The sequence below is a fragment of the Streptomyces sp. NBC_01454 genome (assembly GCF_036227565.1).
Lineage (GTDB): Bacteria > Actinomycetota > Actinomycetes > Streptomycetales > Streptomycetaceae > Streptomyces.
Genome location: NZ_CP109460.1, coordinates 4,904,751 through 4,925,474, shown reverse-complemented (window position 1 = coordinate 4,925,474; position 20,724 = coordinate 4,904,751). Strand labels below are relative to the sequence as shown.

The following is a 20,724-nucleotide window of genomic DNA, read 5'->3' as shown; positions in this document are numbered from 1 at the left end:
CGTGCTCAGCCCCCCACCGCAACCTGGTACGCGAAACCGCCGTCGACCATCAGGTCCGCCACGGTCTCCAGCTCCGGCGGATTGCCCGCCAGCCGGAGCAGAAAGTCGTCGAAGTCCGCGCCGCACGGCAACAGCAGCCGCTCCACGCGCTCCTGCACCGTCCAGCCGTCCTGGTCCCGCGCGTCGTCGTACGGGCAGAACCACACCGAACCGAGCGCCTCGCCGCGCACCTTCACCGCGACCACCCCGCCCTGCACGAACGCCACCCCCAGGTAGTCCTTGGTGAAGTGGTCCCGCAGGCACTTGTTCACATAGACCAGATCGTTGACCGCCGCGTCGTCGCGCACCGTGAAGAACGGCTGGTCGACCAGCAGCCCCAACTCCGCGTCGAGCGCCGCGCCCACCGGCGCGCACCCGCCCGCCGCCTTCAGGAACGCGCGATAGGCCTCCGGCAGCCGGTAGCCCAGCGACTCCTCGGCCTGTGCCAGCGCTTCCTCACCCACCGACAGATCGCGGTGCGGCAGCCCGAAGTGCGCCGGCCGGGTCTCCTGCAACGGCCGGGTGCCGCGCCGGTCGTGCGCCACCGCGGCCGTCGCCAGCCCGCCGTGATGCCGCAGCAGCGCCTTCACCTCGACCGGCACCAGCTCCATCCGCCGGGTACCGGCCACGTGATGCCAGGTCCAGCCGTGCGGGGTGGCCACCGCCGGCACATCTATCCACAGCTCGTGCCCCTGCGCGTGCAGCGCGGCGTTCGCCGACACATAGTCCGTCAGCCGCAGCTCGTCGACGCCGAAGCCCTCCGGCGGCTCGGCGATCTCCGCCGCGGCGCGCGCGTACGGCGTGAACTCCGGGAAGCCGTGGGCGTCCATCCGCACCCCGGCCGGGTAGCGCGCGGCACGCACCGGATCCGGAAAATGTACGACCTGCCCGGCATAGGCCGCGTTCGGTGGCGCGGCATGTCCCGCCGCGCGGGGGCCGGGGAGTGCCCCCAGCCCTTGCGGACCTGTCGTCATCGCGGTTGCCCCCTGGCTGAAGCTGGCTTTGGGGCACAGCCTAAGCCGTACCGTCGGACCGGCCGCCGCCCCGTCCCCCCGCACGTCAGCCCGGCGACACACCGATGTCACCCGCCGCCCCACCACCCACGAGCCCCCCGCGCACCACCCCGCCGACCAGCCGCGTTTCCCCGCGGCCGACGCCCCGTCAGCTCCCCGTGAGATCGCCGACAGGCCGCCCGACTACCGCAACACCCAGCACATTTGGCAGGCTGACCCTCCCCCACCTTCGGCGGGGGGACCCCCAGCACCACGGGGATTCGGGGAGGGAAAGCACCACAATGAGCACCACCGCACGCCACCACAACGCAGCCGGCGACCCCCGCATCGGCTGGAGCGGCACCGCCGACACCCATCGCGCGCCCGCCCTCCACCACCGCCGCGACGGCATCCTCCCCACCGTCGGCGCCGCCCTGTCAGTACGCGGACAAACCCTCACCTGCACCGCGAGCAAGGCGGAACAGCCGCCCACGCTCCACCCCCTGGTCCAGGATTTCCTCGACGCGCTCCCCACCGCACAGCGCGAACGTTTCACCGGACGCTGCCCCGAAGCCGTCCTGCTCTCCCGCCACCTCACCGCCGTCGAGGCCAACCGCGGCAAGCGCGCCTCCCGCAAGCCGCTGACCAATGGCGAAGCCCGCCGTTCCCTGAAACACTCCAAGATCACCGCACGCCATATCCGCGAGGACGGCGACCCCCGGCACGGCAGTTACGCCCCGCCGTGCCGCTCCTGCGACGCACTCCTCGCCCACTTCGGCGTCATGCCCGTCGGCGCGACGCCCACAGGAAGCTGACCGTCACCATGCCGACCACCCCCGGCCCCCGCACCGCCGCCCACGACCACGGCGACTCCACCCGGTTTCCCGCCGCCGTCGACGTCGCGCTCCAGGACGCCGGCTGGCACCCCGGCCGCTGGGACATAAAGCAGGCGGAACACTGGGCCGACACCCTGCGCGCCCACACCTCGCCCGCGGGCCACCGCCACACCGTCTTCCCGGCCGCCGTCGAGGTCTGGGCCGAATTCGGCGCCCTGCACATCACCGGCCCGGGTCCCGGCCGCCACATCGCCCCCGCCCCCTTCGTGCTCGACCCCCTGCACGGCCTCCACCTCGCCCGCACCCTCGGCGACCTCGGCCGCGCCCTGGAGACGGATGTGGCCCCGCTCGGCCGCGAGGAACTCACCGCCCCGGACGGCACCACGTACGGCCAGGCCGCCCTCGCCATCGACGCCGAGGGCCGGGTCTACAGCCTCGACCACACCGGCGACTGGTACCTGGGGCCCGACATCGACGCCGCGCTGGGGATGCTGGTGCTGGGCAGCCGGCCCACCCGGCTCGCGCCGCACGCGGCCGGCTGAGCCGGCGGGATCAGGCCGCCACCGAGGACACCGGCAGGACCGCCGACACCCGGAAGCCACCGGTCTCGGTCGGGCCGGAGACGAAGACGCCGCCCAGCGCCGTCACCCGCTCCCGCATCCCCACCAGGCCGTTGCCGCCGCTCGGCAGCCCGGCGCCGGCGGCGCCGCTCTCGCCGGGGCCGTTCTCCACCTGGACCGCGAGTTCGCCGTCCCGGTGCGCCAGCCGCACCCGCGCCTGCGCACCCGGCGCGTGCTTGTGCACATTGGTGAGCGCTTCCTGGACCACGCGGTAGACGGTCCGCTCCACGCGCGCCGCGTAGCGGCACCCGGCCTCGGCCGCCGCCTCGCCCCCGGCGTCCTCGTCGACCATCAGCTCGACCGCCATGCCGGCCGCCCGGGACTGCCCCACCAGATCCGCCAGCTCCGCGAGGTGCGGCCCCTCGGCCGCCGCCTCCCCGGCCCGCTGCTCCGGCACATGTGCCCCGGCGGACGCCAGGCCGGCGGCCAAGGACTCCGCCGCGGCTGCGGCCACGCCCCCGGACGGCTTCGCGGGCGGCTCCGCCGGCCGGTCCCGCTCCGTCACCTGCGCCCCCGCCCGGGAGGCCACCGCCGCCAGCCGCTCGGGCGCGGCCGGCGCCGAAGCGCCCCGCACCGCCGGCCCCTCGGCCGTCCGCAGCACCCCCAGCATCTCCCGCAGCTCGGTCAGCGCCTGGCGCCCCATGTCGCCGACCAGCCCCGCGTTCCGCGACGCCTTCTCCGGGTCCTTCAGCGCCACCGCCTGCAGTGCGGCCGCGTGCACCACCATCAGGCTCACCCGGTGCGCGACCACGTCGTGCATCTCGCGCGCGATGCGGGTGCGCTCCTCGTTACGGGCCCACTCGGCGCGCTCCTCGGCCCGGTCGGCCAGCAGCGACAGCTCCCGCTCCAGGCCGTCCGCCCGCTCCCGCAGGCTCTCCACCAGCCGCCGCCGGGCGCCGATGTACAGGCCCCACAGCACCGGCGGCGCCGTCAGCAGCAGCCCCATCGCCACCGAGGTCACCGGCGCGAACCACAGCGGCGGACGGAAATCCTGCTGCCCGGCCATCCCCTGCTGCACGTTGAGGTACGTCGTCACCCACGACCCCACCACCGACATCCCCGCCAGCAGCGCGGTGATCCGGCGCGGCAGGTCCGACGCGGCGAGCGTGTACAGCCCCACCACGCCCAGCAGCCCGCCCATCTCCGCGGGCATCACCGCGATCGAGACCAGCACCACCACCACCGGCCACCGCCGTCGCACCAGCAGTACCGACCCCGCCAGCAGACCGAGCAACAGCCCGACCAGCTCGGGCAGCTGCGACTCGTCCGCGAATTTCGCTCCCTCGAACACACACTCCAGCGCGGATGCCGCCGCCAGAAACACATCCAGTACGGCGCTCCGCCGCCGGGCCCACCACCACGGCCCGTTCACCGGTCCGTTCACCGGCGCACCCCGCGCGCCCACGCCTTCGTCACTTGCCCCCGTCGCGGTCATACCGCCCAGCCTACGGGCGCCCGTGCCGGATATCCCTAGGAGTTGCGCAGCCCAGTACCAGGCCTTATCCCCTGATTTCCCTCGAACTATAAATTCACGCACATTGTCGACATCCCCCAGCGCCCGCCCCGTACACTCGCGCGCGCCACCCCGCCCCACCGCTGCGGGGAACACGTCCGCCCCGCGACCCGGCCCGCGGCACTGCGGCGGCACAGCGCGGGCCCATACCGTCGCATCAACGGCTGGTGGTACGGCATAGTGTGGGTGGCCGAGCGGCCGGACCGGCATCTTGTCCGGGGCGGTTCGCCCTACCATCCCCTGTGGTGTAATTGGCAGCACTGAGGCTTTTGGTGCCTTATGTCCGGGTTCGAGTCCTGGCAGGGGAGCAGACGCACCACAGGCATATTTCCGGGTCCTGACCACCACGTCAGGACCCGCACGCGTTTCGGCTGCAATACGCACCGGTATCCTTCGGGTGACCACCACCCGAAGTAGCCAAGAAGCCGAAGGGCATCCCCGTGAGCGCCAACCGCCCGGCAGCCGTCGTCGTTCTCGCAGCGGGTGAGGGCACCCGCATGAAGTCGGCGACCCCCAAGGTCCTGCACGCCCTCTGCGGCCGCTCCCTCGTCGGACATGTCGTCGCCGCCTCCCGCGAGCTGGACCCCGAACACCTCGTCGTGGTCGTCGGCCACGCCCGTGAGCAGGTGCGGGCCCATCTCGCCGAGACCGACCCCGCCGTGCGCACCGCGGTGCAGCACGAACAGAAGGGCACCGGCCACGCGGTCCGCACGGCCCTGGAGGAGCTGAGCCAGAGCGGTGTCGCCCTCGACGGCACCGTGATCGTGGTCTGCGGCGACACCCCGCTGCTGACCGGCGCGACCCTCGAGCGGCTCAGCGCCACCCACGCCGCGGACGGCAACGCCGTCACGGTCCTGTCCGCCGAGGTCCCCGACGCCACCGGCTACGGCCGCATCGTGCGCGAGGCCGGCCACGGCGCGGTGACGGCGATCGTCGAGCACAAGGACGCCACCGACACCCAGCGCGCCATCCGGGAGATCAACTCCGGGGTGTTCGCCTTCGACGCCCAGCTGCTCGTGGACGCCCTGGGCAAGGTGCGCACGGACAACAGCCAGGGCGAGGAGTACCTCACCGACGTGCTGGGGATCGTGCGCGAGGCCGGGCACCGCGTGGGGGCCGCGGTGGCCGCCGATCACCGCGAGATCCTCGGGATCAACAACCGTGTCCAGCTGGCCCAGGCGCGTGTGCTGCTGAACGAGCGGCTGCTGGAGCGGGCCATGCTGGCCGGGGTGACGGTGGTGGACCCGGCGTCGACCTTGATCGACGTGTCGGTCACGTTCGAGCCGGACGCGACGGTGCACCCGGGGACCCAGCTGCTGGGCACCACGCACCTCGCCACCGGCGCCGAGGTGGGTCCGCACTCGCGGCTGACGGACACGTCGGTGGGCGAGGGCGCGGTGGCCTCGTTCACGGTCGCGGAGGGTGCGCGTATCGGTGCGGGCGCGAATGTCGGCCCCTACGCATATCTGCGGCCGGGTACGGATCTCGGTCCGAAGTCGAAGGCCGGCACCTACGTGGAGATGAAGAACGCCACGATCGGCGAGGGCACGAAGGTGCCGCATCTGTCCTATGTGGGAGACGCCACGATCGGTGAGTTCACCAATATCGGAGCGGCGAGCGTCTTTGTGAACTACGACGGTGAGGCGAAGCACCACACCACGGTCGGATCACATTGCAAGACGGGCTCGGACAACATGTTTGTGGCTCCGGTCACGATCGGGGACGGCGCTTATACGGCGGCCGGCTCGGTCATCACCAAGGATGTGCCCCCGGGTTCGCTGGCGGTCGCGCGAGGCCAGCAGCGGAATATCGAGGGCTGGGTCGCGCGCAAGCGGCCCGGAAGCGCCGCCGCGCAGGCGGCTTCGGCCGCTCGCCAGGAATCCGAGGGCGAGCGGTGATCGTGCAAGAGGTGTGCCGTGCGGGGCGTACCTTTGTTGAGCGCACGCAAACTGTGATTCGAGGAGATTTGCTGTGACCGGGATCAAGACGACCGGCGAGAAGAAGCTGATGCTCTTCTCCGGCCGCGCCCACCCCGAGCTTGCCGAGGAGGTCGCGCACCAGCTGGGTGTGGGCCTGGTCCCGACGAAGGCATTCGACTTCGCCAATGGCGAGATCTATGTGCGCTATCAGGAATCGGCGCGTGGCGCGGACTGCTTTTTGATTCAGAGCCACACGGCTCCGATCAATAAGTGGATCATGGAACAGCTGATCATGATTGATGCGCTGAAGCGGGCCTCGGCCCGGAGCATCACCGTGGTCGTGCCGTTCTACGGCTATGCGCGTCAGGACAAGAAGCACCGTGGCCGGGAGCCGATTTCGGCGCGGCTGATCGCGGATTTGATGGCGACCGCGGGCGCGGACCGTGTGGTGACCGTGGATCTGCACACGGACCAGATCATGGGCTTCTTCGACGGCCCGGTGGATCATCTTTTCGCGCTGCCGGTCCTCGCGGACTACGTGGGCGCCAAGGTGGACCGCGACAAGCTCACGGTGGTGTCGCCGGACGCCGGCCGGGTGCGGGTCGCGGACCGCTGGTGCGACCGCCTCGGCGCCCCGCTGGCGATCGTGCACAAGCGGCGCGACAAGGACGTGGCGAACCAGGTCACCGTTCATGAGGTCGTCGGCGATGTGAAGGACCGGGTGTGTGTCCTGGTCGACGACATGATCGACACGGGTGGCACGATCTGCGCCGCCGCCGACGCGCTGTTCGCGAACGGCGCCTCGGACGTGATCGTGACGGCGACGCACGGCGTGCTGTCCGGCCCGGCCGCGGACCGGCTGAAGAATTCGAAGGTCAGCGAGTTCGTCTTCACCAACACCCTGCCGACGCCGTCGGAGCTGGAGCTGGACAAGATCACGGTGCTGTCGATGGCGCCGACGATCGCCCGGGCGCTCCGTGAGGTGTTCGAGGACGGCTCGGTGACGAGCCTCTTCGAGGAGCAGTGAACGGGCCGGTGCGCTAGCCGGCACTGATCGACTTTGGGGCGGCCTCCCGGCCGGGTAGACTCATCGAGTTGCTCGGCGAGGGAGGCCGCCCTGTGTGGTGGCTGTCCGTTATCGACGCGCTCTTCGTAGCAGGTCTGTCGTGGGCCGGGTGACGCCCACCAGATGTTTCTGAGTTACGAGGAGTGCCGTTATGGCTGAGGTCAAGCTCACCGCCCAGGTCCGTACCGACTTCGGTAAGGGTGCCGCCCGCCGTGCGCGCCGCGCCGACCTGGTGCCGGCCGTCGTCTACGGCCACGGCGCGGAGCCGCAGCACGTGGCGATCCACAACCACGCGCTGATGATGGCGCTGAAGACGCCGAACGCCCTGCTCCGCCTGGAGTTCGACGGCAAGTCCGAGCTGGTCATCCCCAAGGCCGTGCAGCGTGAGGCCATCCGCCAGTTCCTGGTCCACGTGGACTTCCTCGCCGTGAAGAAGGGCGAGAAGGTCTCCGTCGAGATCCCGATCAACGTCGAGGGCGACCTCGCCCCGGGCCAGCTCGTGCTGGAGCACGTCCTGAACACGCTGCCGGTCGAGGCCGAGGCCACCCACATCCCGGAGTCGGTCACCATCTCCGTCGAGGGCCTGGACGCGGGCGCCTCGGTGCTGGCCAAGGACATCGTCCTGCCGTCCGGCTCCTCGCTGGCCGTCGAGGACGACGCCGTCGTGGTGCAGGTCATCGCCGCGCAGGCCGAGGCGCCGGCCGAGGAGGCCGCCGAGGGTGCGGGCGAGGCCACCGAGGCCTGAGTCGTTTCCGCTGGGTAGATTTCTCAGCGAGTCGTCCAACCGCCGCCGCGCGCCTTTGGGTGCGGGGTGGCGGTTGGGCTGTTTCATGGGCAATTGCGGTCGGGGCCGGCGGCGGTCGGCGGGATGTGGGAGTGACGGAATGTCGGACGCGGATCCGTGGCTGGTCGTGGGGCTGGGTAATCCGGGCCCGGAGTATGCCGGAAATCGCCACAACGTGGGCTTCATGGTGGCGGATTTGCTGGCGGGGCGAATGGGGGGCCGTTTCAAGGCGCACAAGGCGAGGGCCCAGGTGGTGGAGGGCCGCTGCGGTGCGCCGGGACCGGGCAGCCGGCGGGTGGTGGTGGCCAAGCCGTCCTCGTACATGAATGTATCGGGCGGGCCGACCACGGCACTTCGGGATTTCTACAAGGTGCCACTCGCCAACATCATTGCCATTCATGATGAGTTGGATATCGATTACGGTGCGCTGCGGCTCAAGCTGGGCGGCGGCGACAACGGCCACAACGGTCTGAAGTCGATCACGAAATCCCTGGGTGCGGAGTACCACCGGATCCGGTTCGGGATCGGGCGTCCGCCGGGCCGTATGCAGGTGGCGGATTTCGTGCTGAAGGACTTTTCCTCGGCCGAACGGCGCGAACTGGATTACTTCGTGGACCGCGCCGCGGATGCAGTGGAAACGCTGATCGTCGACGGTCTGGAACGGGCGCAGAGCACCTACAACTCCTGAATGGGACAGCGGGGGTCAGGGGCCCACGAACCGTTGTCGGAGGTTGACGGGCGCTGATGCATGGCCAAGGATCGCCGCCATGCCCAGAAGCAGTACGCGCACCCGTTCGGTCAAACGCAGTCGTACCCGCCGGGTCGGTGAGAGTGCTTACGGGGCGCTGCTCGTCGCCAGGGTCGCCGTGATGGGGCTGCTGGCCTTGCTGTTGCTGGTGGCGGGGGTGTGGACGTCATGGCACACGGCGCAGTACGCGATGCTCGTCAAGGCGCGGGAGCGCGGGCTGATGACGGTGTCGGCGTGTGCGGGTGAGCGGTGCACGGGACCCTACGAGCCGACGGGCGGTGACGGCCGGCGGCGGCCGAAGGTGACGATCGCGCAGGCGGCCGCGCCCGAGAAGGGCGAGCGGGTCGAGGTGGTGGTCGAGCCGGGGACGACGCATGCGGTGCGGGCCGGGACGGCCGGGATCCTGCATGCGTGGGTGCCGTTCGCCGGGGCGCTGCTGCTGGCGGCGCTGGTGGTGGCCGGAGGGATGCGGCTGCGGCGTACGGCGTGGGTGATGGGGCTGCTGGGGGCGGTGTTGCTGGGCGCGGCCTTCGCGGCGATGTAGGGCATGAACGGCGGCGGCCCGTCCTCTCCGGTGAGAGGACGGGCCGCCGTGCTGTTGCCGGGGTGCTAGGTCAGCCGGTGTTGCGCAGGCCGGCCGCGACACCGTTGACGGTGAGCAGCAGGGCACGGGCGAGGACCGGGTCCGGCTCCTCGCCGCGCTCGGCGGCGGTCCGCTGGCGGTGCAGCAGCGAGACCTGGAGGTAGGAGATCGGGTCGAGGTAGGCGTCGCGGATGTGGAAGGTCTGCTGGAGCACCTCGTTGGAGTCGAGGAGCTTCTTCTCACCGGTGACGCGCAGGACCTCGGAGACGGTGAGCTCGTGCTCGGCCTTGATGTGGTCGAAGACGTGCTTGAGGTTCTCCGGGACGAGGGTGTCGACGTAGTGCTGGGCGATCCGCAGGTCCGTCTTGGCCAGCGTCATGGTGACGTTGGACAGGAAGTTGCGGAAGAAGTGCCAGTGCTCGTGCATCTCGTCCAGGACGCTGTCGAGTCCGGCCTCGCGGGCGGCCTTGAGGCCGGTGCCGACGCCGTACCAGCCCGGGACGATCTGGCGGGACTGGGTCCAGCCGAAGACCCACGGGATGGCCCGCAGTCCGTCGAGGCCGGCGCCGGAGTCGGGGCGGCGGGACGGGCGCGAGCCGAGGTGCAGCTCGGCGAGCTGGTCGACGGGGGTGGCCGCGAAGAAGTACGCGGGCAGGTCGGGGTCCTCCACCAGGCGGCGGTAGGAGCCGTGGGCGGCCTCGGAGACCGTCTCCATGGCCGCGTCCCAGCGCGCCAGCGCCTCGTCGGACTGCCGGGGGGCGGTGTGCAGGGCGGAGGCCTGGAGGGTGGCCGCGACGGTCAGCTCCAGGTTTTCCCGGGCCAGCGACGGCACCAGGTACTTGTCGGAGATGACCTCGCCCTGCTCGGTGACCTTGATCTCGCCTTCGAGGGTGCCGTAGGGCTGGGCGAGGATCGCGTCGTGGGAGGGGCCGCCGCCGCGGCCGACCGTGCCGCCGCGGCCGTGGAAGAGGCGCAGCCGTACGCCGTGGCGGTGGGCGACGTCGCGCAGCAGGCGCTGGGCACGGTGGATCTCCCACTGGGAGGTGGTGATGCCGCCGAACTTGGAGGAGTCGGAGTAGCCGAGCATGACCTCCTGGACGTCGCCGCGCAGGGCGACCAGCCGCCGGTAGGAGGGGTCGGCGAGCATCTCTTCGAGCAGCTGGTCGGCGATCTTCAGCTCGTCGGTGGTCTCCAGCAGCGGCACGATGCCGATCTTGGCCCAGCCGGCGTGCAGGTCGATCAGACCGGCCTCACGGGCGAGGACGGCCGCCGCGAAGACGTCGTCGGAGCCCTGGCACATCGAGATGATGTAGGACTCGATGACCTCGGGGCCGAAGGTGTCCTTGGCCCGCAGGATGGTGCGGAAGACCCCGAGGGTCTTGGCGCCGGCCTCGTCGAGCGGGGCGGGGGTGGGAGCCAGCGGGCGGCGCGAGCGCAGCTCCTTGGCGAGGAGCTTGCGGCGGTAGTCGCGCGGCATGTCCACATAACGCCAGGACTCCTCGCCGAGCCGGTCGAAGAGCTGACCGAGGGCGTGGTGGTGGGCGTCGGCGTGCTCGCGGAGGTCCATGGTGGCGAGCTGCAGACCGAAGGCGGCGATGGTGCGCAGGGTGCGCTCCAGGCGGCCGTCGGCGACCAGACCGCCGCGGTGCTCACGCAGCGAGGTCTGGATCAGGGCGAGGTCGTCGAGGAGCTCCACGGTGCCGAGGTAGTCGCGGCCGGGAACGTGGGGGGTGTCGCCGGCCAGCCGCTCGCGGGTGTTGACGAGCTTCTGCCGGATGCAGGTGGCCTTGAGGCGGTAGGGCTCTTCGCTGTTCAGCCGCTTGTAGCGGGGGCTGATCTCGGGCAGCACGTCGAGGTCGCGCCGGAGGGACTCCAGCAGCTCCTCGGTGGCCCCGCAGTTGCGGATGGAGTTGGACAGCGCGCCGCGCAGCTCGTCGACGTGCTCCAGGGCGTCGGTGATGCCGTGCTCGTGCTGCAGGAGCAGAACGTCCCAGGTCACCTGCGGGGTGACGTTGGGGTTGCCGTCGCGGTCGCCGCCGATCCAGGTGCCGAAGGTGAGCGGGCGGGTGCCGGCGGGCAGCTCGGCGCCGGCCCGCTCCAGCTCGGCGGCGAGGTCTTCGAGGACGTCGCCGACGGCGCCGCGGCCCAGCTCGTCGAGGTAGTAGATCGCGTTGCGGGCCTCGTCGGTGGGCTCCGGGCGGGCGACGCGCAGCTCATCGGTCTGCCAGATGAGGTCGATGTTCTCGGCCAGGCGGAGGTCGGCGCGGCGGCGCTCGCCCTCGGGGCTGTCCAGCAGCTCGGCGACCTTGCGGAGCTTGGTCAGGACGGAGCGGCGGGCGGCCTCGGTGGGGTGCGCGGTGAAGACGGGGCGCACGCCGAGGTTGCGGGCGGTGTCCCGCAGATGCGCGGGGTCGGCGTCCTTCAGCATGTCGGCGGTGCGGGCCAGGATGCTGCCCTCGGCGGAGCGCCGGGCGGCGAGCTCGCGGCCGCGGTGGACCTGCTCGGTGACGTTCGCGAGGTGGAAGTAGGTGGAGAAGGCACGCACCAGCTTGGCGGCGGTGGCCAGATCGATGTCGCCCAGGAGCCGGGCAGCCGCTTCGCCGTCCTCGCGCGTCAGGGCGCGTACCCGCTCGACGAGGTCGAGCAGCTCCCGACCCTCCTGGCGGACAAGGGTTTCACCGAGGAGGTCGCCGAGGCGGCGGATGTCGGCACGCAGGGCGATGTTGTCGCTCGGGCCGGCGTCCGGGCTCTCGGCGGTCGCGGTCTCGGCCGGAGTGTGGTCGGCACTGCTCACAGGTGCGCTCCTTGCAGCGATCAGGGACGTCGCGCCGCGGCTCTGGCATGAGGGGTGACGGGCGACGGATGGGCTGGTCTGATGCGGGCGGGTGCGGACCGCGCTGTCCGACGTCCCCAGGATAGGTCTGCCCAGCGTCGGAGAATCACACCGTCCGCTTGGTGGGCATCTGCCGCGGCGCCGGCAGGTGTGGCGCCTGTCACGGCCTTGCCCGTGACGGCGGCACTGCCATACTTACGAAACCGTAGGTTACGGTTCCGTAGCCGTAGCCGTGCCCCCGAGCCCCCGACGAGGGACACCATGACCGCTGGTCCTGAAGCCGTAGAAGACCCCCCGATTCCTGCCGATTCCTCCGTCGCCGGCAGCGGCCTGCCGTCCGCGACGCTGGGCGGCGAGCAGCGCCGATCGATCGAGCAGATCACCCTGCTGTTCTTCATCATCGTCCCGTTCGTGGCGCTGGTGGCCGCGGTGCCACTGGCCTGGGGCTGGGGGGTGAGCTGGCTGGACCTGGCGCTGATGACAGCGATGTATTACATCGGCTGCCACGGCATCACGATCGGCTACCACCGCTACTTCACCCACGGCGCCTTCAAGGCGAAGCGCCCGCTGCGGATCGCGCTGGCGATCATGGGGTCGGTGGCCGTGGAGGGGCCGGTGGTGCGCTGGGTGGCCGACCACCGCAGGCATCACAAGTTCTCCGACGCCGAGGGCGACCCGCACTCCCCGTGGCGCTTCGGCGAGACGGTGCCCGCCCTGATGAAGGGGCTGTGGTGGGCGCACATCGGCTGGATGTTCGACGAGGAGCAGACCTCGCAGCAGAAGTACGCACCGGACCTGGTCAAGGACGAGGCGATCCGCTCGGTCTCCCGCCAGTTCGTCCTGTGGACGGCGGTGTCGCTGCTGATCCCGCCGCTGGTGGGCGGCCTGGCGACCTGGTCCTGGCAGGGTGCGCTGAGCGCGTTCTTCTGGGGTTCCCTCGTCCGGGTCGCGCTGCTGCATCACGTCACGTGGTCGATCAACTCCATCTGCCACGCCGTCGGCAAGCGCCCCTTCAAGTCCCGTGACCGCTCCGGGAACGTCTGGTGGCTGGCCGTCCTGTCCTGCGGCGAGTCCTGGCACAACCTGCACCACGCGGACCCCACCTGCGCCCGGCACGGCGTCCTGAAGGGGCAGCTGGATTCCAGCGCCCGGATCATCCGCTGGTTCGAGAAGGCGGGCTGGGCCTACGACGTCCGCTGGCCGGACGCGTCCCGGCTGGAGGCCCGCCGCACGGCGGCGGCCGCCGGGGGTAACTCCCGGCGGTAACCAGGGAAGGCATGATTGACGGGTGGCGATCGACGACAGCAGCGCGAGCAACAGCAAGGGCAAGCCGTCCCCGGCTCCGGGGACCCGGCGGGTCCGCAGGGTCCGGATGACCGGGGCGGAGCGCCGGGAGCAGCTGCTGGACATCGGTCGCACGCTCTTTGCCGAGCGGGGCTACGAGGGCACGTCGGTGGAGGAGATCGCGGCCAAGGCCGGGGTCTCCAAGCCGGTGGTCTACGAGCACTTCGGCGGCAAGGAGGGCCTGTACGCGGTGGTCGTGGACCGCGAGATGCGGCAGCTGCTGGACATGGTGACCGGCGCGCTGACCGCCGGCCACCCCCGCGAACTCCTCGAACAGGCGGCGTTCGCGCTGCTCGACTACATCGAGACCTTCACCGACGGTTTCCGCATCCTGGTCCGCGATTCCCCCGTGGCCCAGTCGACCGGCACCTTCGCCTCCCTGATCAGCGATATCGCCACCCAGGTCGAGGACATCCTGGGCCTGGAATTCAAGGCCCGCGGCTTCGACCCGAAGCTGGCACCGCTCTACGCCCAGGCCCTGGTCGGCATGGTCGCCCTGACCGGCCAGTGGTGGGTCGACACCCGCAAGCCGAAGAAGGCCGAGGTGGCGGCCCATCTGGTGAACCTCGCCTGGCACGGCCTGGGCAACCTGGAGGCCCGGCCACGATTGATAGGGCATCGCAAGAACTGAGCTGCGGCCCGGCTCGCCCCTCGCCTTCACTTCCCGCCCCTCCCACTTCTGGCACCGCCCTGCCCTCATTTCCGCCCGGCGGGCCACAATGCCGGATATTTCCGAGAAAAGCGCGAGCCCTCACCCGCCATTCCTCCCTGCCCCCATCGCCCCATCCCGGCCATTTTCGGTCACAGCGATTCCCCTCCTTCCAGCCGCGTCGCGATACGGTGATCCAAAGCGCGGGAGCACGTTTCGCAACATCGGCAGGAGCTTAAGCGTTCTTTTGCTGCCTCAATGATCCGATGCGAAAGATATACGGGCAAATAATTACAGCACCGACGGGACACGGAGGGGAAATTTCAATATGCCGTCAGACTTTAAAATCGATGTCGAACGCGTACAAGGAATGCTTAATAAGCTCTCAAGTGCCGATGACCGCATGCGGGACGCACAGAAGCGCCTCAACCAGGTTGGCCCGAAAGCTTTGGGGACCGAGGGACTCGACGATGCCTGCGATGAATTCCAGGACCAGTGGGGGGACGGCATCAAGCGGATCGCGGATGCCGCCAAGGATATTCACGACAGGCTCAAAGCAACCTTGGACGCCTACAAGGCAGGCGAAGAAGAGAACGCCAAAATGTTGGGCAAGCACTGATCATCGGATCGATATTCGAATACACCAATCAAGGGGGGAAACGCATGTCCTGGCGCAGCGTGTTTATCGACGATGATTCGGCTTGGCCCGGCGTGGGATTCAATCCGGCCAAGGGAGATCTGCATGCAATTCAGGCGCTCGCCTCGGATGTAAAGTCCGTGGGCGACGAGCTCGACGAGCTGGACCACCTGCTCAAGTCGGTCGGCAGAAGCGACGGCGCTTGGGAGGGGCAGGCAGCGCAGAACTTTGCGAAGAAGCTCGGCGAGCTCCCCAAGTACCTCCGCCAAGGCGGCGAATCCATGCACGATTGCGCGAAAGCTCTACGCGGCTGGCACAGTCACCTGCAGGAATTCCAGGACAAGGCCGGGAAGGTCGAAACCGAGGCGGCCACGGCCCGCAAGCAGGCTGAGTCCGACCTCGATCATTTCAACGATGTCTACCGGCAGTACGAGCCGTACTTCGGCCAGCCGATGGAACCGGCCCAAGCCAAGCGGATGGACAACGCGATGGACGCGGCCCGCAACAGGGCCGACTCCTCCAAGGACAAGCTGGAACATCTCATCCGTGAGGCCGAGCGGATCCATGCCCAGTGGAAGGACCGAGCAGGCGAAGCCGAGCGGGCAATCCTGAAAGCGTCGGAGAACCACCCGCCGGACATTCACTGGTGGAACCGCGCGGTGGACGGCCTCAAGAGCGCCTGGCGCGGGTTCAAAGACTGGCTGGTCGAGCATGCGGATCTGCTCTCGACGATCTCTGCAGGACTGGCTGCGGCGGCGCTGGCGTGTGAGTTCGTCCCAGTCGTCGGAACGGTCGCGGGCGGCGTGCTCGCCGGCGCCTCAGCCGTGTGTGCTGCCGGTGCCATGGCAGGCCATTGGATGGGGAACGCCCGCGGCAACGGAACGCCGGGCTGGAAGGTCGGGCTGGATGCCCTCGGAGTCATTCCGGGAGTGGGGGGCATCGCGAAAACGGCCGTCGCCGGGATCAAGACAGCCCGCGGCGCCGAGGCCGCAGGGGAGGGTATACAAGCCGCCGCGAAATTCTCTGAAGGTATTCGCCAACCCCTCACACAGAAGGGGATCAACTGGGCCCTTAACAAGAGATTTAATTTTCCGGAGGGCAAGATCCCGACCAAGATCGAGGCCGGAATCCAACTACCAATCAAGGCAGGATCCTTCATTCACGGCGCCGCGAAGGAAATGTCGAGCCAGTCCGCCGGAAACGACGACTAGACGCAGCTCGGATGCGTCGTGCCCATTTGTCCGCCCAGTTGGCTGAAGGATCGGAATTTTGATGAACATTACCGGAGACGAGGTGGCGAACCCGGCCGCAGCTGCGCGACGGCCGCTCAAACTCAATATTGGATGGATCATGCCGCCGTTCGTGCACGAACTTCCCGTAACGGCGGCAGATGACGAGACTGCAGCGGAACAACTGTACGCGCTGGTGACGGAAATTCTTCCGGAACACCCCGCGGAGTTCCAGTACCGCTTCGCCCTGGGGGTCTCGGCACAGCTCGAACCCATGGCTGCCGCCGACGTCATTTACGCCGGTCTCTGCCTGCTCGAGGTGGAAGAACGGCCAAGTCTCTCCACCATCGTTGTCAGCCAGGTGCGGCACGAGAGCGAAGACGACGCAGCGCTGCTCCGCACAACGCAAGGTGTTCTTGAACTGAAGTTCCCCGACGACGAATATCGAACCGTCGAGTTGGCATGTGGTCAAGCCCTCATACGTGCGGGCACATCCGAGTTCGTCATCGATGCGGACTGGTCGGTCTCAGGGCGTGAACTGACTGTGCAGCAGTCACAGATCCAGTCCTACATTCCCCTTCCCAGCACCAGCGAGATGCTGATATTCGAGCTCAGCTCTCCGGCAAGCTTGGACTGGGAATTGCATGCCGAGCTGTTCCACGAGATCCTCAACACGATCGATTGGGGAACCGACCAGGAAGTCGCGGACTATCGCTCTATGCGTCAGTCCGCTCCGGTAGCACTGGAGGCGGATGAATCAGTCAAGAAGGAACTGTATTGGTACTCCAGCCGACTCCTCGATGCTCTGGGTGTTCGAGGGCGCATGAGGGGCGGCGAGCGAGTCAGCCCGATCACCTGCCAGGAATGCTGGGACAAGGGCTTGCGGACTCCGTGCTCCGCCACGCATGACTGGCGTATGGAGTTTCCACAGCAGGTCGATATTTCTGCTGCCCTCTCGCGTGTTGCGGATTTGCCTGCCACCCTCGGATGGGAATCAGAAGTATTCAACGGAGACAATGCGATCCGCGGCTGGGAAGTAGGCGACGACGCGCGCGCGGGCTACCGGTTCACTCTCGTCGCAACCGAATGCACCGAGCAGGTCACAACGGAAGTCATCTCTCCTTGCAATCGTTCTCTCCGCGCTTCCGTGACCGAGTCCACTTTCGGATGAAATCGAGGGCCGAATGAAACGCTATGACATCGCCGACCGAGTGCGGGCGGTGCTGCCCGCCGATGAGCAGGGCGCCGGAATTTTTGTCGTCACCCATATCAACCACAGCGACGCCGGGGGCGGTGACGCCCCGAAAGCGGTGCGGCCAAAGGTGCTGGTCGGGCACCGTATGCCGGGGGACGGCTGGGCCCGGGCCCTTTCGTTCTTCGCGTTGATCCTGAAGGTGGTGATCAATGATTTGCCGAGCCCCGGGAAGGGCAGCGATGATCCCGCCTATCGGGTGACATCACAGAATCGGAACCATCGCTTCTTCGGTACCTGGGAAAGCCTGGCCGGGCGCCTCATGGCGGCCTCGCAGCCGCTTTGCACCGGTGGCGTGGTGACCGCGATCGCGGTCACCGGAAGCAACCTGCGATTCGTTTACTGGCAAAACCGTCGCTGGGGGGTGAAAATCGGTGACGCCTACGAAATGGGGCCCTGTTTCCGGCGGGACACCATCGCGTGGACGCGTCGCCGGGGACAGCGTGGCGGCGATGTGCAGATCGGCTTCGTCGACGGCTCGTGGGGGACGCTTCTGCTCCCCGCGGCCACCGAATTCCTTGCCGAGTTCCCGGGAAGCCTGACCGCCGACGATCCCATTCCGTAACGCGTAACCGCTCCGGCCCGCTCAGTCGTGAGCCACCGGCTCCAGGAACTCCAATCGATTGCCGACCGGGTCGAGGGAGTAGAAGCGGCGGTGGCCTGGGAGGTGGGTGTCCCAGGTGACGGGGGCGCCGGCGGTGGTCAGGCGGGTGGCGAAGGCGTCGATGTCGTGGACGCGGATTCCGGGGTGGGCCTTGCGGGCGGGCCGGAAGTCCGGCTCGATGCCCAGGTGGAGCCGGGCCGTGCCGGCCTCGAAAAAGCAGCCTCCGCGGGCCGCGAGCGCCGGTGGCTTGCGGACCTCGGTCATGCCGAGGAGGTCCGCGTAGTAGGCGCGCAGGGCGTCTTCGGTGCCGGGGGGTGCGGCGAGCTGGATGTGGTCGAGGCCGGTGATCACGGGCGGCTCCTCACGGGCGGGGGAAGGGCGTCGCGCGTCAGCCGTCCGCCGGTTTGCGGGCGACGGCGAAGATGCGGCGGAAGGGGAAGACGGTGCCGTGGGCGCCGGTGGGGTAGGCCTTGCGCAGCGCGTCGCGGTACTCGTCCAGGAAGGCCTCGCGGGTCTGTGGATCGTTCTCCAGCGCGGTCAGCACGGGGCGCAGGGCGGTGCCCTTGACCCAGTCGAGGACCGGGTCCTCGCCCGCCAGGAGCTGGACGTAGGTGGTCTCCCACACATCGGCGGCGCAGCCGAGGTCGGCGAGGCGTTCCAGGTAGTCGCCCGGTTCGAGGATGTGGATGTAGCGGCGGCCGTGGGTGGTGAGCCGCTCACGCCACTGCGGGGCGTCGCACAGCTCGCCGAGGAGGGCGTGGCTGGGCGAGGTGAAGTTGCCGGGGACCTGGAAGGCGAAGGTGCCGCCGGGGGTGAGGGCGTCGATCCAGCGGGCGAAGGAATCGGGGTGGTTGGGCACCCACTGCAGTGCCGCGTTGGACACGATCAGGTCGTAGGTCTCCTCGGGCGCCCAGTCGGCGGCGTCGGCGGGGGCGAAGTCGAGGTGACCGCCGCCCGGGGTGGGGCCGGCGTGCGCCTCGGCCTCCTTGAGCATCTCCGGGGAGTTGTCGTATCCGGTGATGTGCGCGTCGGGCCAGCGGGAGGCGAGCAAAGAGGTGACGTTTCCGGGGCCGCAGCCGAGGTCGGCGATGCGGGCGGGCCGGCCGGGCCGGGGCAGGTCCGATATCCGGGCGAGGAGGTCGAGGAAGGGACGGGTACGGTGCCCGGCGTGGCGGAGGTATTGCTGCGGATCCCAGGTTGGTGCGTCGTGCATGGTCGAACCCCTTTGCTGGTGCAGGGCAGGCACAAGGCTGGCACGGGCTGGTTCGGGCCGTCTCGGCCGGAAACCGAGCCCCCGCCGACGATGCCCATCGTCCAACGAAATATATCTCGACGTCAAGAGACTTCATGTCGACAGACCCTCTACACTGATCGTCATGGAGGACGAGGTCGACCGACTGGTCGCAGCATGGCGCCGCGAGCGCCCGGACCTCGACGTGGAACCGCTTGAGGTCCTCAGTCGCGTCTCCAGGCTGGCCAGACACCTCGACCGGGCCCGCCGTATCGCCTTTTCCGAGGTCGGCCTGGAGCCCTGGGAATTCGATGTGCTCACCGCGCTGCGGCGCGCCGGGGCGCCCTATCAGCTCTCCCCCGGCGCACTGTTGACGCAGACCCTGGTCACCTCGGGGACGATGACCAACCGCATCGACCGGCTCGCCAAGAAGGACCTGGTCGAGCGGCTGCCCGACCCCAGCGACCGGCGCGGAGTGCTGGTCAGACTGACCGCGGCGGGTCGCGACAAGGCCGACCGGTCGCTGGCCGGACTGCTGATCCAGGAGCGCGCCATCCTCGCCGAGCTCTCCCGTGACCAGCGCGGCGAACTGGCCGGGCTGCTGCGGCGGTTGACCGGCCCGTTCGACAACATTCCCGGGTAGCCGAGCGGTCCGTTCGACAACGTTCCTGGTAGCCGCCCGGTCCGTCCGGCCCCGTTCCGGTGAATGCTCGCCCCCCTCCCCGGCCCATCCCCGGCCCGTCCCGCGCTCGTTCCAGGCCCGGAACGGGCCCCTGTGGCCGGCTCTCCCCTCCCCCACGTGGCCGGATTCTTTCGCCGACGGGCGAGAGGCGCTTACTCCCGGCCAGCCAGGCGGGCGCGGCCACCCGGGCCGAGGAGCCGCCCGGCGGACTTCCGCGGAGGCCGCCCGGCACCGGCGCACGACGGGATGTCACTCTCGTACTTGACGAGGTGTCAGTAGTTCGTGCGCGCCCCCTGGTTCCGTGCACGCCCCCTCGCGCCGCGTCCCCTTGCCCGCCGCTCGGCTCGTGGGCTTGGATCGCGCCATGAGCCAGCAGCACGCACCGCCTCCGTCGAACGGCCCGTACGGCAAGCGGTTCGAGGGCCGTACGGTCCTGGTGACCGGCGCCGCCACCGGGATCGGGGCGGCCACCGCCGACCGGCTGGCGGCCGAGGGCGCCGGCGTCCTCCTGCTGGACATCGACGACGCCCGCGGCGAGCACACCGCCCGCCGCATCCGGGCGGCCGGCGGCCATGCCTCGTACGAGCACTGCGATGTGGCGGTCGAGGACGACTGGTGGCGGGCCGTCGAGGCGGCCCGGCGGCGCTACGGCCCGGTGGACGGGCTGGTCAGCAATGCCTTTCTGCCGTATGTGGCGACCGTCGGCGACACCCCGCTCCCCGACTGGGACCGGCAGCTCGCGGTCAATCTCACCGGCTCGTTCCTCGGCGTGCGCGCCGCCCTGGAGGATCTGCGGGCACACGACGGCGCGGTGGTGCTGACCTCGTCCGTCCATGCGCTGATCGGGCTCCCGGGACGGCCCGCGTACGCCGCGGCCAAGGCCGGGCTGACGGGGCTCGGGCGGCAGCTGGCCGTCGAGTACGGGCCCGGGATGCGGGTCAACTGCGTGCTGCCGGGCCCCGTCCTGACGGCGGCCTGGGACGGCATCGACGAGGAGGACCGGCAGGCCAGCGCCGCGCAGACGGCGGCCCGGCGGCTGGGGCGGCCGGAGGAGGTCGCCGCCGCCATCGCCTTTCTGCTCTCCCCCGAGGCTTCCTTCGTCACCGGTGCGAGCCTCGTCGTCGACGGCGGCTGGAGCGTGTACAAGAACTCTTCGTGAACCG

General features: G+C 69.6%; 20 protein-coding genes and 1 tRNA gene. 16 read left to right on the top strand and 5 right to left on the bottom strand.

The annotated features are described in order from the left end of the window. Positions 1-5 precede the first annotated feature (5 nt). Positions 6-1,013: an SMI1/KNR4 family protein gene (locus OIU81_RS21940; protein WP_329150452.1), complete on the bottom strand. Its 1,008-nt coding sequence runs from the start codon at positions 1,011-1,013 to the stop codon at positions 6-8. Positions 1,014-1,333: 320 nt separating this feature from the next. Between OIU81_RS21940 and OIU81_RS21935 the strand changes: the two genes are divergently transcribed. Both OIU81_RS21935 and OIU81_RS21930 read left to right on the top strand, forming a co-directional pair. After that, entirely contained in the window at positions 1,334-1,846 is a 513-nt protein-coding gene (locus OIU81_RS21935) for a YwqJ-related putative deaminase (protein WP_329150450.1), read from the top strand. Positions 1,847-1,854: 8 nt separating this feature from the next. Further along, on the top strand, positions 1,855-2,409 hold the full coding sequence (locus OIU81_RS21930; protein WP_329150448.1) for an SUKH-3 domain-containing protein: 555 nt from the start codon (positions 1,855-1,857) through the stop codon (positions 2,407-2,409). Positions 2,410-2,419: 10 nt separating this feature from the next. Here OIU81_RS21930 and OIU81_RS21925 read toward each other — a convergent pair whose 3' ends face one another. Beyond that, positions 2,420-3,922, bottom strand: coding sequence for a sensor histidine kinase (locus OIU81_RS21925; RefSeq protein ID WP_329150447.1), 1,503 nt, complete (start codon positions 3,920-3,922; stop codon positions 2,420-2,422). Between the two features lie 314 nt (positions 3,923-4,236). Between OIU81_RS21925 and OIU81_RS21920 the strand changes: the two genes are divergently transcribed. The 6 genes from OIU81_RS21920 to OIU81_RS21895 all read left to right on the top strand — a co-directional run bounded on the left by OIU81_RS21920 (position 4,237) and on the right by OIU81_RS21895 (position 9,061). Beyond that, a tRNA-Gln gene (locus tag OIU81_RS21920) sits at positions 4,237-4,308 on the top strand. Between the two features lie 132 nt (positions 4,309-4,440). Then, positions 4,441-5,898 carry a bifunctional UDP-N-acetylglucosamine diphosphorylase/glucosamine-1-phosphate N-acetyltransferase GlmU gene (gene glmU / locus OIU81_RS21915; protein ID WP_329150445.1) on the top strand — a complete coding sequence of 486 codons (1,458 nt, stop codon included), beginning with the start codon at positions 4,441-4,443 and terminating at the stop codon, positions 5,896-5,898. 73 nt (positions 5,899-5,971) lie between these two features. After that, a complete protein-coding gene (locus OIU81_RS21910; protein ID WP_329150443.1) occupies positions 5,972-6,946 on the top strand; it encodes a ribose-phosphate diphosphokinase in 975 nt (324 codons plus the stop codon). Between the two features lie 190 nt (positions 6,947-7,136). Continuing rightward, positions 7,137-7,730, top strand: a complete 594-nt coding sequence (locus tag OIU81_RS21905) for a 50S ribosomal protein L25/general stress protein Ctc (protein WP_329150441.1) — start codon at positions 7,137-7,139, stop codon at positions 7,728-7,730. A 139-nt stretch (positions 7,731-7,869) separates the two neighbouring features. Beyond that, positions 7,870-8,457 carry an aminoacyl-tRNA hydrolase gene (gene pth / locus OIU81_RS21900; RefSeq protein WP_329150439.1) on the top strand — a complete coding sequence of 196 codons (588 nt, stop codon included), beginning with the start codon at positions 7,870-7,872 and terminating at the stop codon, positions 8,455-8,457. A 79-nt stretch (positions 8,458-8,536) separates the two neighbouring features. Continuing rightward, complete coding sequence (locus OIU81_RS21895) at positions 8,537-9,061, top strand: hypothetical protein (protein WP_329150437.1); 525 nt, start codon at positions 8,537-8,539, stop codon at positions 9,059-9,061. Positions 9,062-9,131: 70 nt separating this feature from the next. On the opposite strand, the gene ppc is transcribed toward OIU81_RS21895, so the two are convergent. Further along, positions 9,132-11,894, bottom strand: coding sequence for a phosphoenolpyruvate carboxylase (gene ppc, locus OIU81_RS21890; RefSeq protein ID WP_329150435.1), 2,763 nt, complete (start codon positions 11,892-11,894; stop codon positions 9,132-9,134). A 300-nt stretch (positions 11,895-12,194) separates the two neighbouring features. Between ppc and OIU81_RS21885 the strand changes: the two genes are divergently transcribed. The 6 genes from OIU81_RS21885 (at position 12,195) to OIU81_RS21860 (ending at position 17,609) form a co-directional block, all read left to right on the top strand. Beyond that, positions 12,195-13,199, top strand: a complete 1,005-nt coding sequence (locus OIU81_RS21885) for an acyl-CoA desaturase (protein WP_329150433.1) — start codon at positions 12,195-12,197, stop codon at positions 13,197-13,199. 22 nt (positions 13,200-13,221) lie between these two features. Further along, complete coding sequence (locus tag OIU81_RS21880; RefSeq protein WP_443074022.1) at positions 13,222-13,908, top strand: TetR family transcriptional regulator; 687 nt, start codon at positions 13,222-13,224, stop codon at positions 13,906-13,908. Between the two features lie 346 nt (positions 13,909-14,254). Further along, positions 14,255-14,545, top strand: coding sequence for a WXG100 family type VII secretion target (locus tag OIU81_RS21875; RefSeq protein WP_329150431.1), 291 nt, complete (start codon positions 14,255-14,257; stop codon positions 14,543-14,545). 44 nt (positions 14,546-14,589) lie between these two features. Then, positions 14,590-15,774: a putative T7SS-secreted protein gene (locus tag OIU81_RS21870; RefSeq protein WP_329150429.1), complete on the top strand. Its 1,185-nt coding sequence runs from the start codon at positions 14,590-14,592 to the stop codon at positions 15,772-15,774. Between the two features lie 61 nt (positions 15,775-15,835). Beyond that, positions 15,836-16,963: a hypothetical protein gene (locus tag OIU81_RS21865; RefSeq protein WP_329150427.1), complete on the top strand. Its 1,128-nt coding sequence runs from the start codon at positions 15,836-15,838 to the stop codon at positions 16,961-16,963. Positions 16,964-16,976: 13 nt separating this feature from the next. Next, entirely contained in the window at positions 16,977-17,609 is a 633-nt protein-coding gene (locus tag OIU81_RS21860) for a hypothetical protein (RefSeq protein WP_329150425.1), read from the top strand. Positions 17,610-17,630: 21 nt separating this feature from the next. On the opposite strand, the gene OIU81_RS21855 is transcribed toward OIU81_RS21860, so the two are convergent. Further along, positions 17,631-17,999: a VOC family protein gene (locus OIU81_RS21855; protein WP_329150424.1), complete on the bottom strand. Its 369-nt coding sequence runs from the start codon at positions 17,997-17,999 to the stop codon at positions 17,631-17,633. A gap of 37 nt (positions 18,000-18,036) precedes the next feature. Continuing rightward, a complete protein-coding gene (locus tag OIU81_RS21850) occupies positions 18,037-18,861 on the bottom strand; it encodes a trans-aconitate 2-methyltransferase (protein WP_329150422.1) in 825 nt (274 codons plus the stop codon). 163 nt (positions 18,862-19,024) lie between these two features. Here OIU81_RS21850 and OIU81_RS21845 point away from each other — a divergent pair, with 163 nt between their 5' ends. Both OIU81_RS21845 and OIU81_RS21840 read left to right on the top strand, forming a co-directional pair. Beyond that, positions 19,025-19,522 (top strand): MarR family winged helix-turn-helix transcriptional regulator, encoded by a 498-nt coding sequence (locus OIU81_RS21845; RefSeq protein WP_329150420.1) that lies wholly within the window; start codon positions 19,025-19,027, stop codon positions 19,520-19,522. 403 nt (positions 19,523-19,925) lie between these two features. Next, entirely contained in the window at positions 19,926-20,720 is a 795-nt protein-coding gene (locus tag OIU81_RS21840; RefSeq protein WP_329150418.1) for an SDR family NAD(P)-dependent oxidoreductase, read from the top strand. Positions 20,721-20,724 lie beyond the last annotated feature (4 nt).

Bases quoted from the DNA above. Each gene is read 5' to 3' on its own strand.
- OIU81_RS21935 (WP_329150450.1), top strand. From the start codon at position 1,334: ATGAGCACCACCGCACGCCACCACAACGCAGCCGGCGACCCCCGCATC.
- OIU81_RS21885 (WP_329150433.1), top strand. From the start codon at position 12,195: ATGACCGCTGGTCCTGAAGCCGTAGAAGACCCCCCGATTCCTGCCGAT.
- OIU81_RS21895 (WP_329150437.1), top strand. From the start codon at position 8,537: ATGCCCAGAAGCAGTACGCGCACCCGTTCGGTCAAACGCAGTCGTACC.
- OIU81_RS21865 (WP_329150427.1), top strand. From the start codon at position 15,836: ATGAACATTACCGGAGACGAGGTGGCGAACCCGGCCGCAGCTGCGCGA.
- OIU81_RS21845 (WP_329150420.1), top strand. From the start codon at position 19,025: ATGGAGGACGAGGTCGACCGACTGGTCGCAGCATGGCGCCGCGAGCGC.
- OIU81_RS21850 (WP_329150422.1), bottom strand. From the start codon at position 18,861: ATGCACGACGCACCAACCTGGGATCCGCAGCAATACCTCCGCCACGCC.
- OIU81_RS21930 (WP_329150448.1), top strand. From the start codon at position 1,855: ATGCCGACCACCCCCGGCCCCCGCACCGCCGCCCACGACCACGGCGAC.
- OIU81_RS21870 (WP_329150429.1), top strand. From the start codon at position 14,590: ATGTCCTGGCGCAGCGTGTTTATCGACGATGATTCGGCTTGGCCCGGC.
- OIU81_RS21875 (WP_329150431.1), top strand. From the start codon at position 14,255: ATGCCGTCAGACTTTAAAATCGATGTCGAACGCGTACAAGGAATGCTT.
- OIU81_RS21925 (WP_329150447.1), bottom strand. From the start codon at position 3,922: ATGACCGCGACGGGGGCAAGTGACGAAGGCGTGGGCGCGCGGGGTGCG.
- OIU81_RS21905 (WP_329150441.1), top strand. From the start codon at position 7,137: ATGGCTGAGGTCAAGCTCACCGCCCAGGTCCGTACCGACTTCGGTAAG.
- OIU81_RS21860 (WP_329150425.1), top strand. From the start codon at position 16,977: ATGAAACGCTATGACATCGCCGACCGAGTGCGGGCGGTGCTGCCCGCC.
- OIU81_RS21840 (WP_329150418.1), top strand. From the start codon at position 19,926: ATGAGCCAGCAGCACGCACCGCCTCCGTCGAACGGCCCGTACGGCAAG.
- pth (WP_329150439.1), top strand. From the start codon at position 7,870: ATGTCGGACGCGGATCCGTGGCTGGTCGTGGGGCTGGGTAATCCGGGC.
- OIU81_RS21940 (WP_329150452.1), bottom strand. From the start codon at position 1,013: ATGACGACAGGTCCGCAAGGGCTGGGGGCACTCCCCGGCCCCCGCGCG.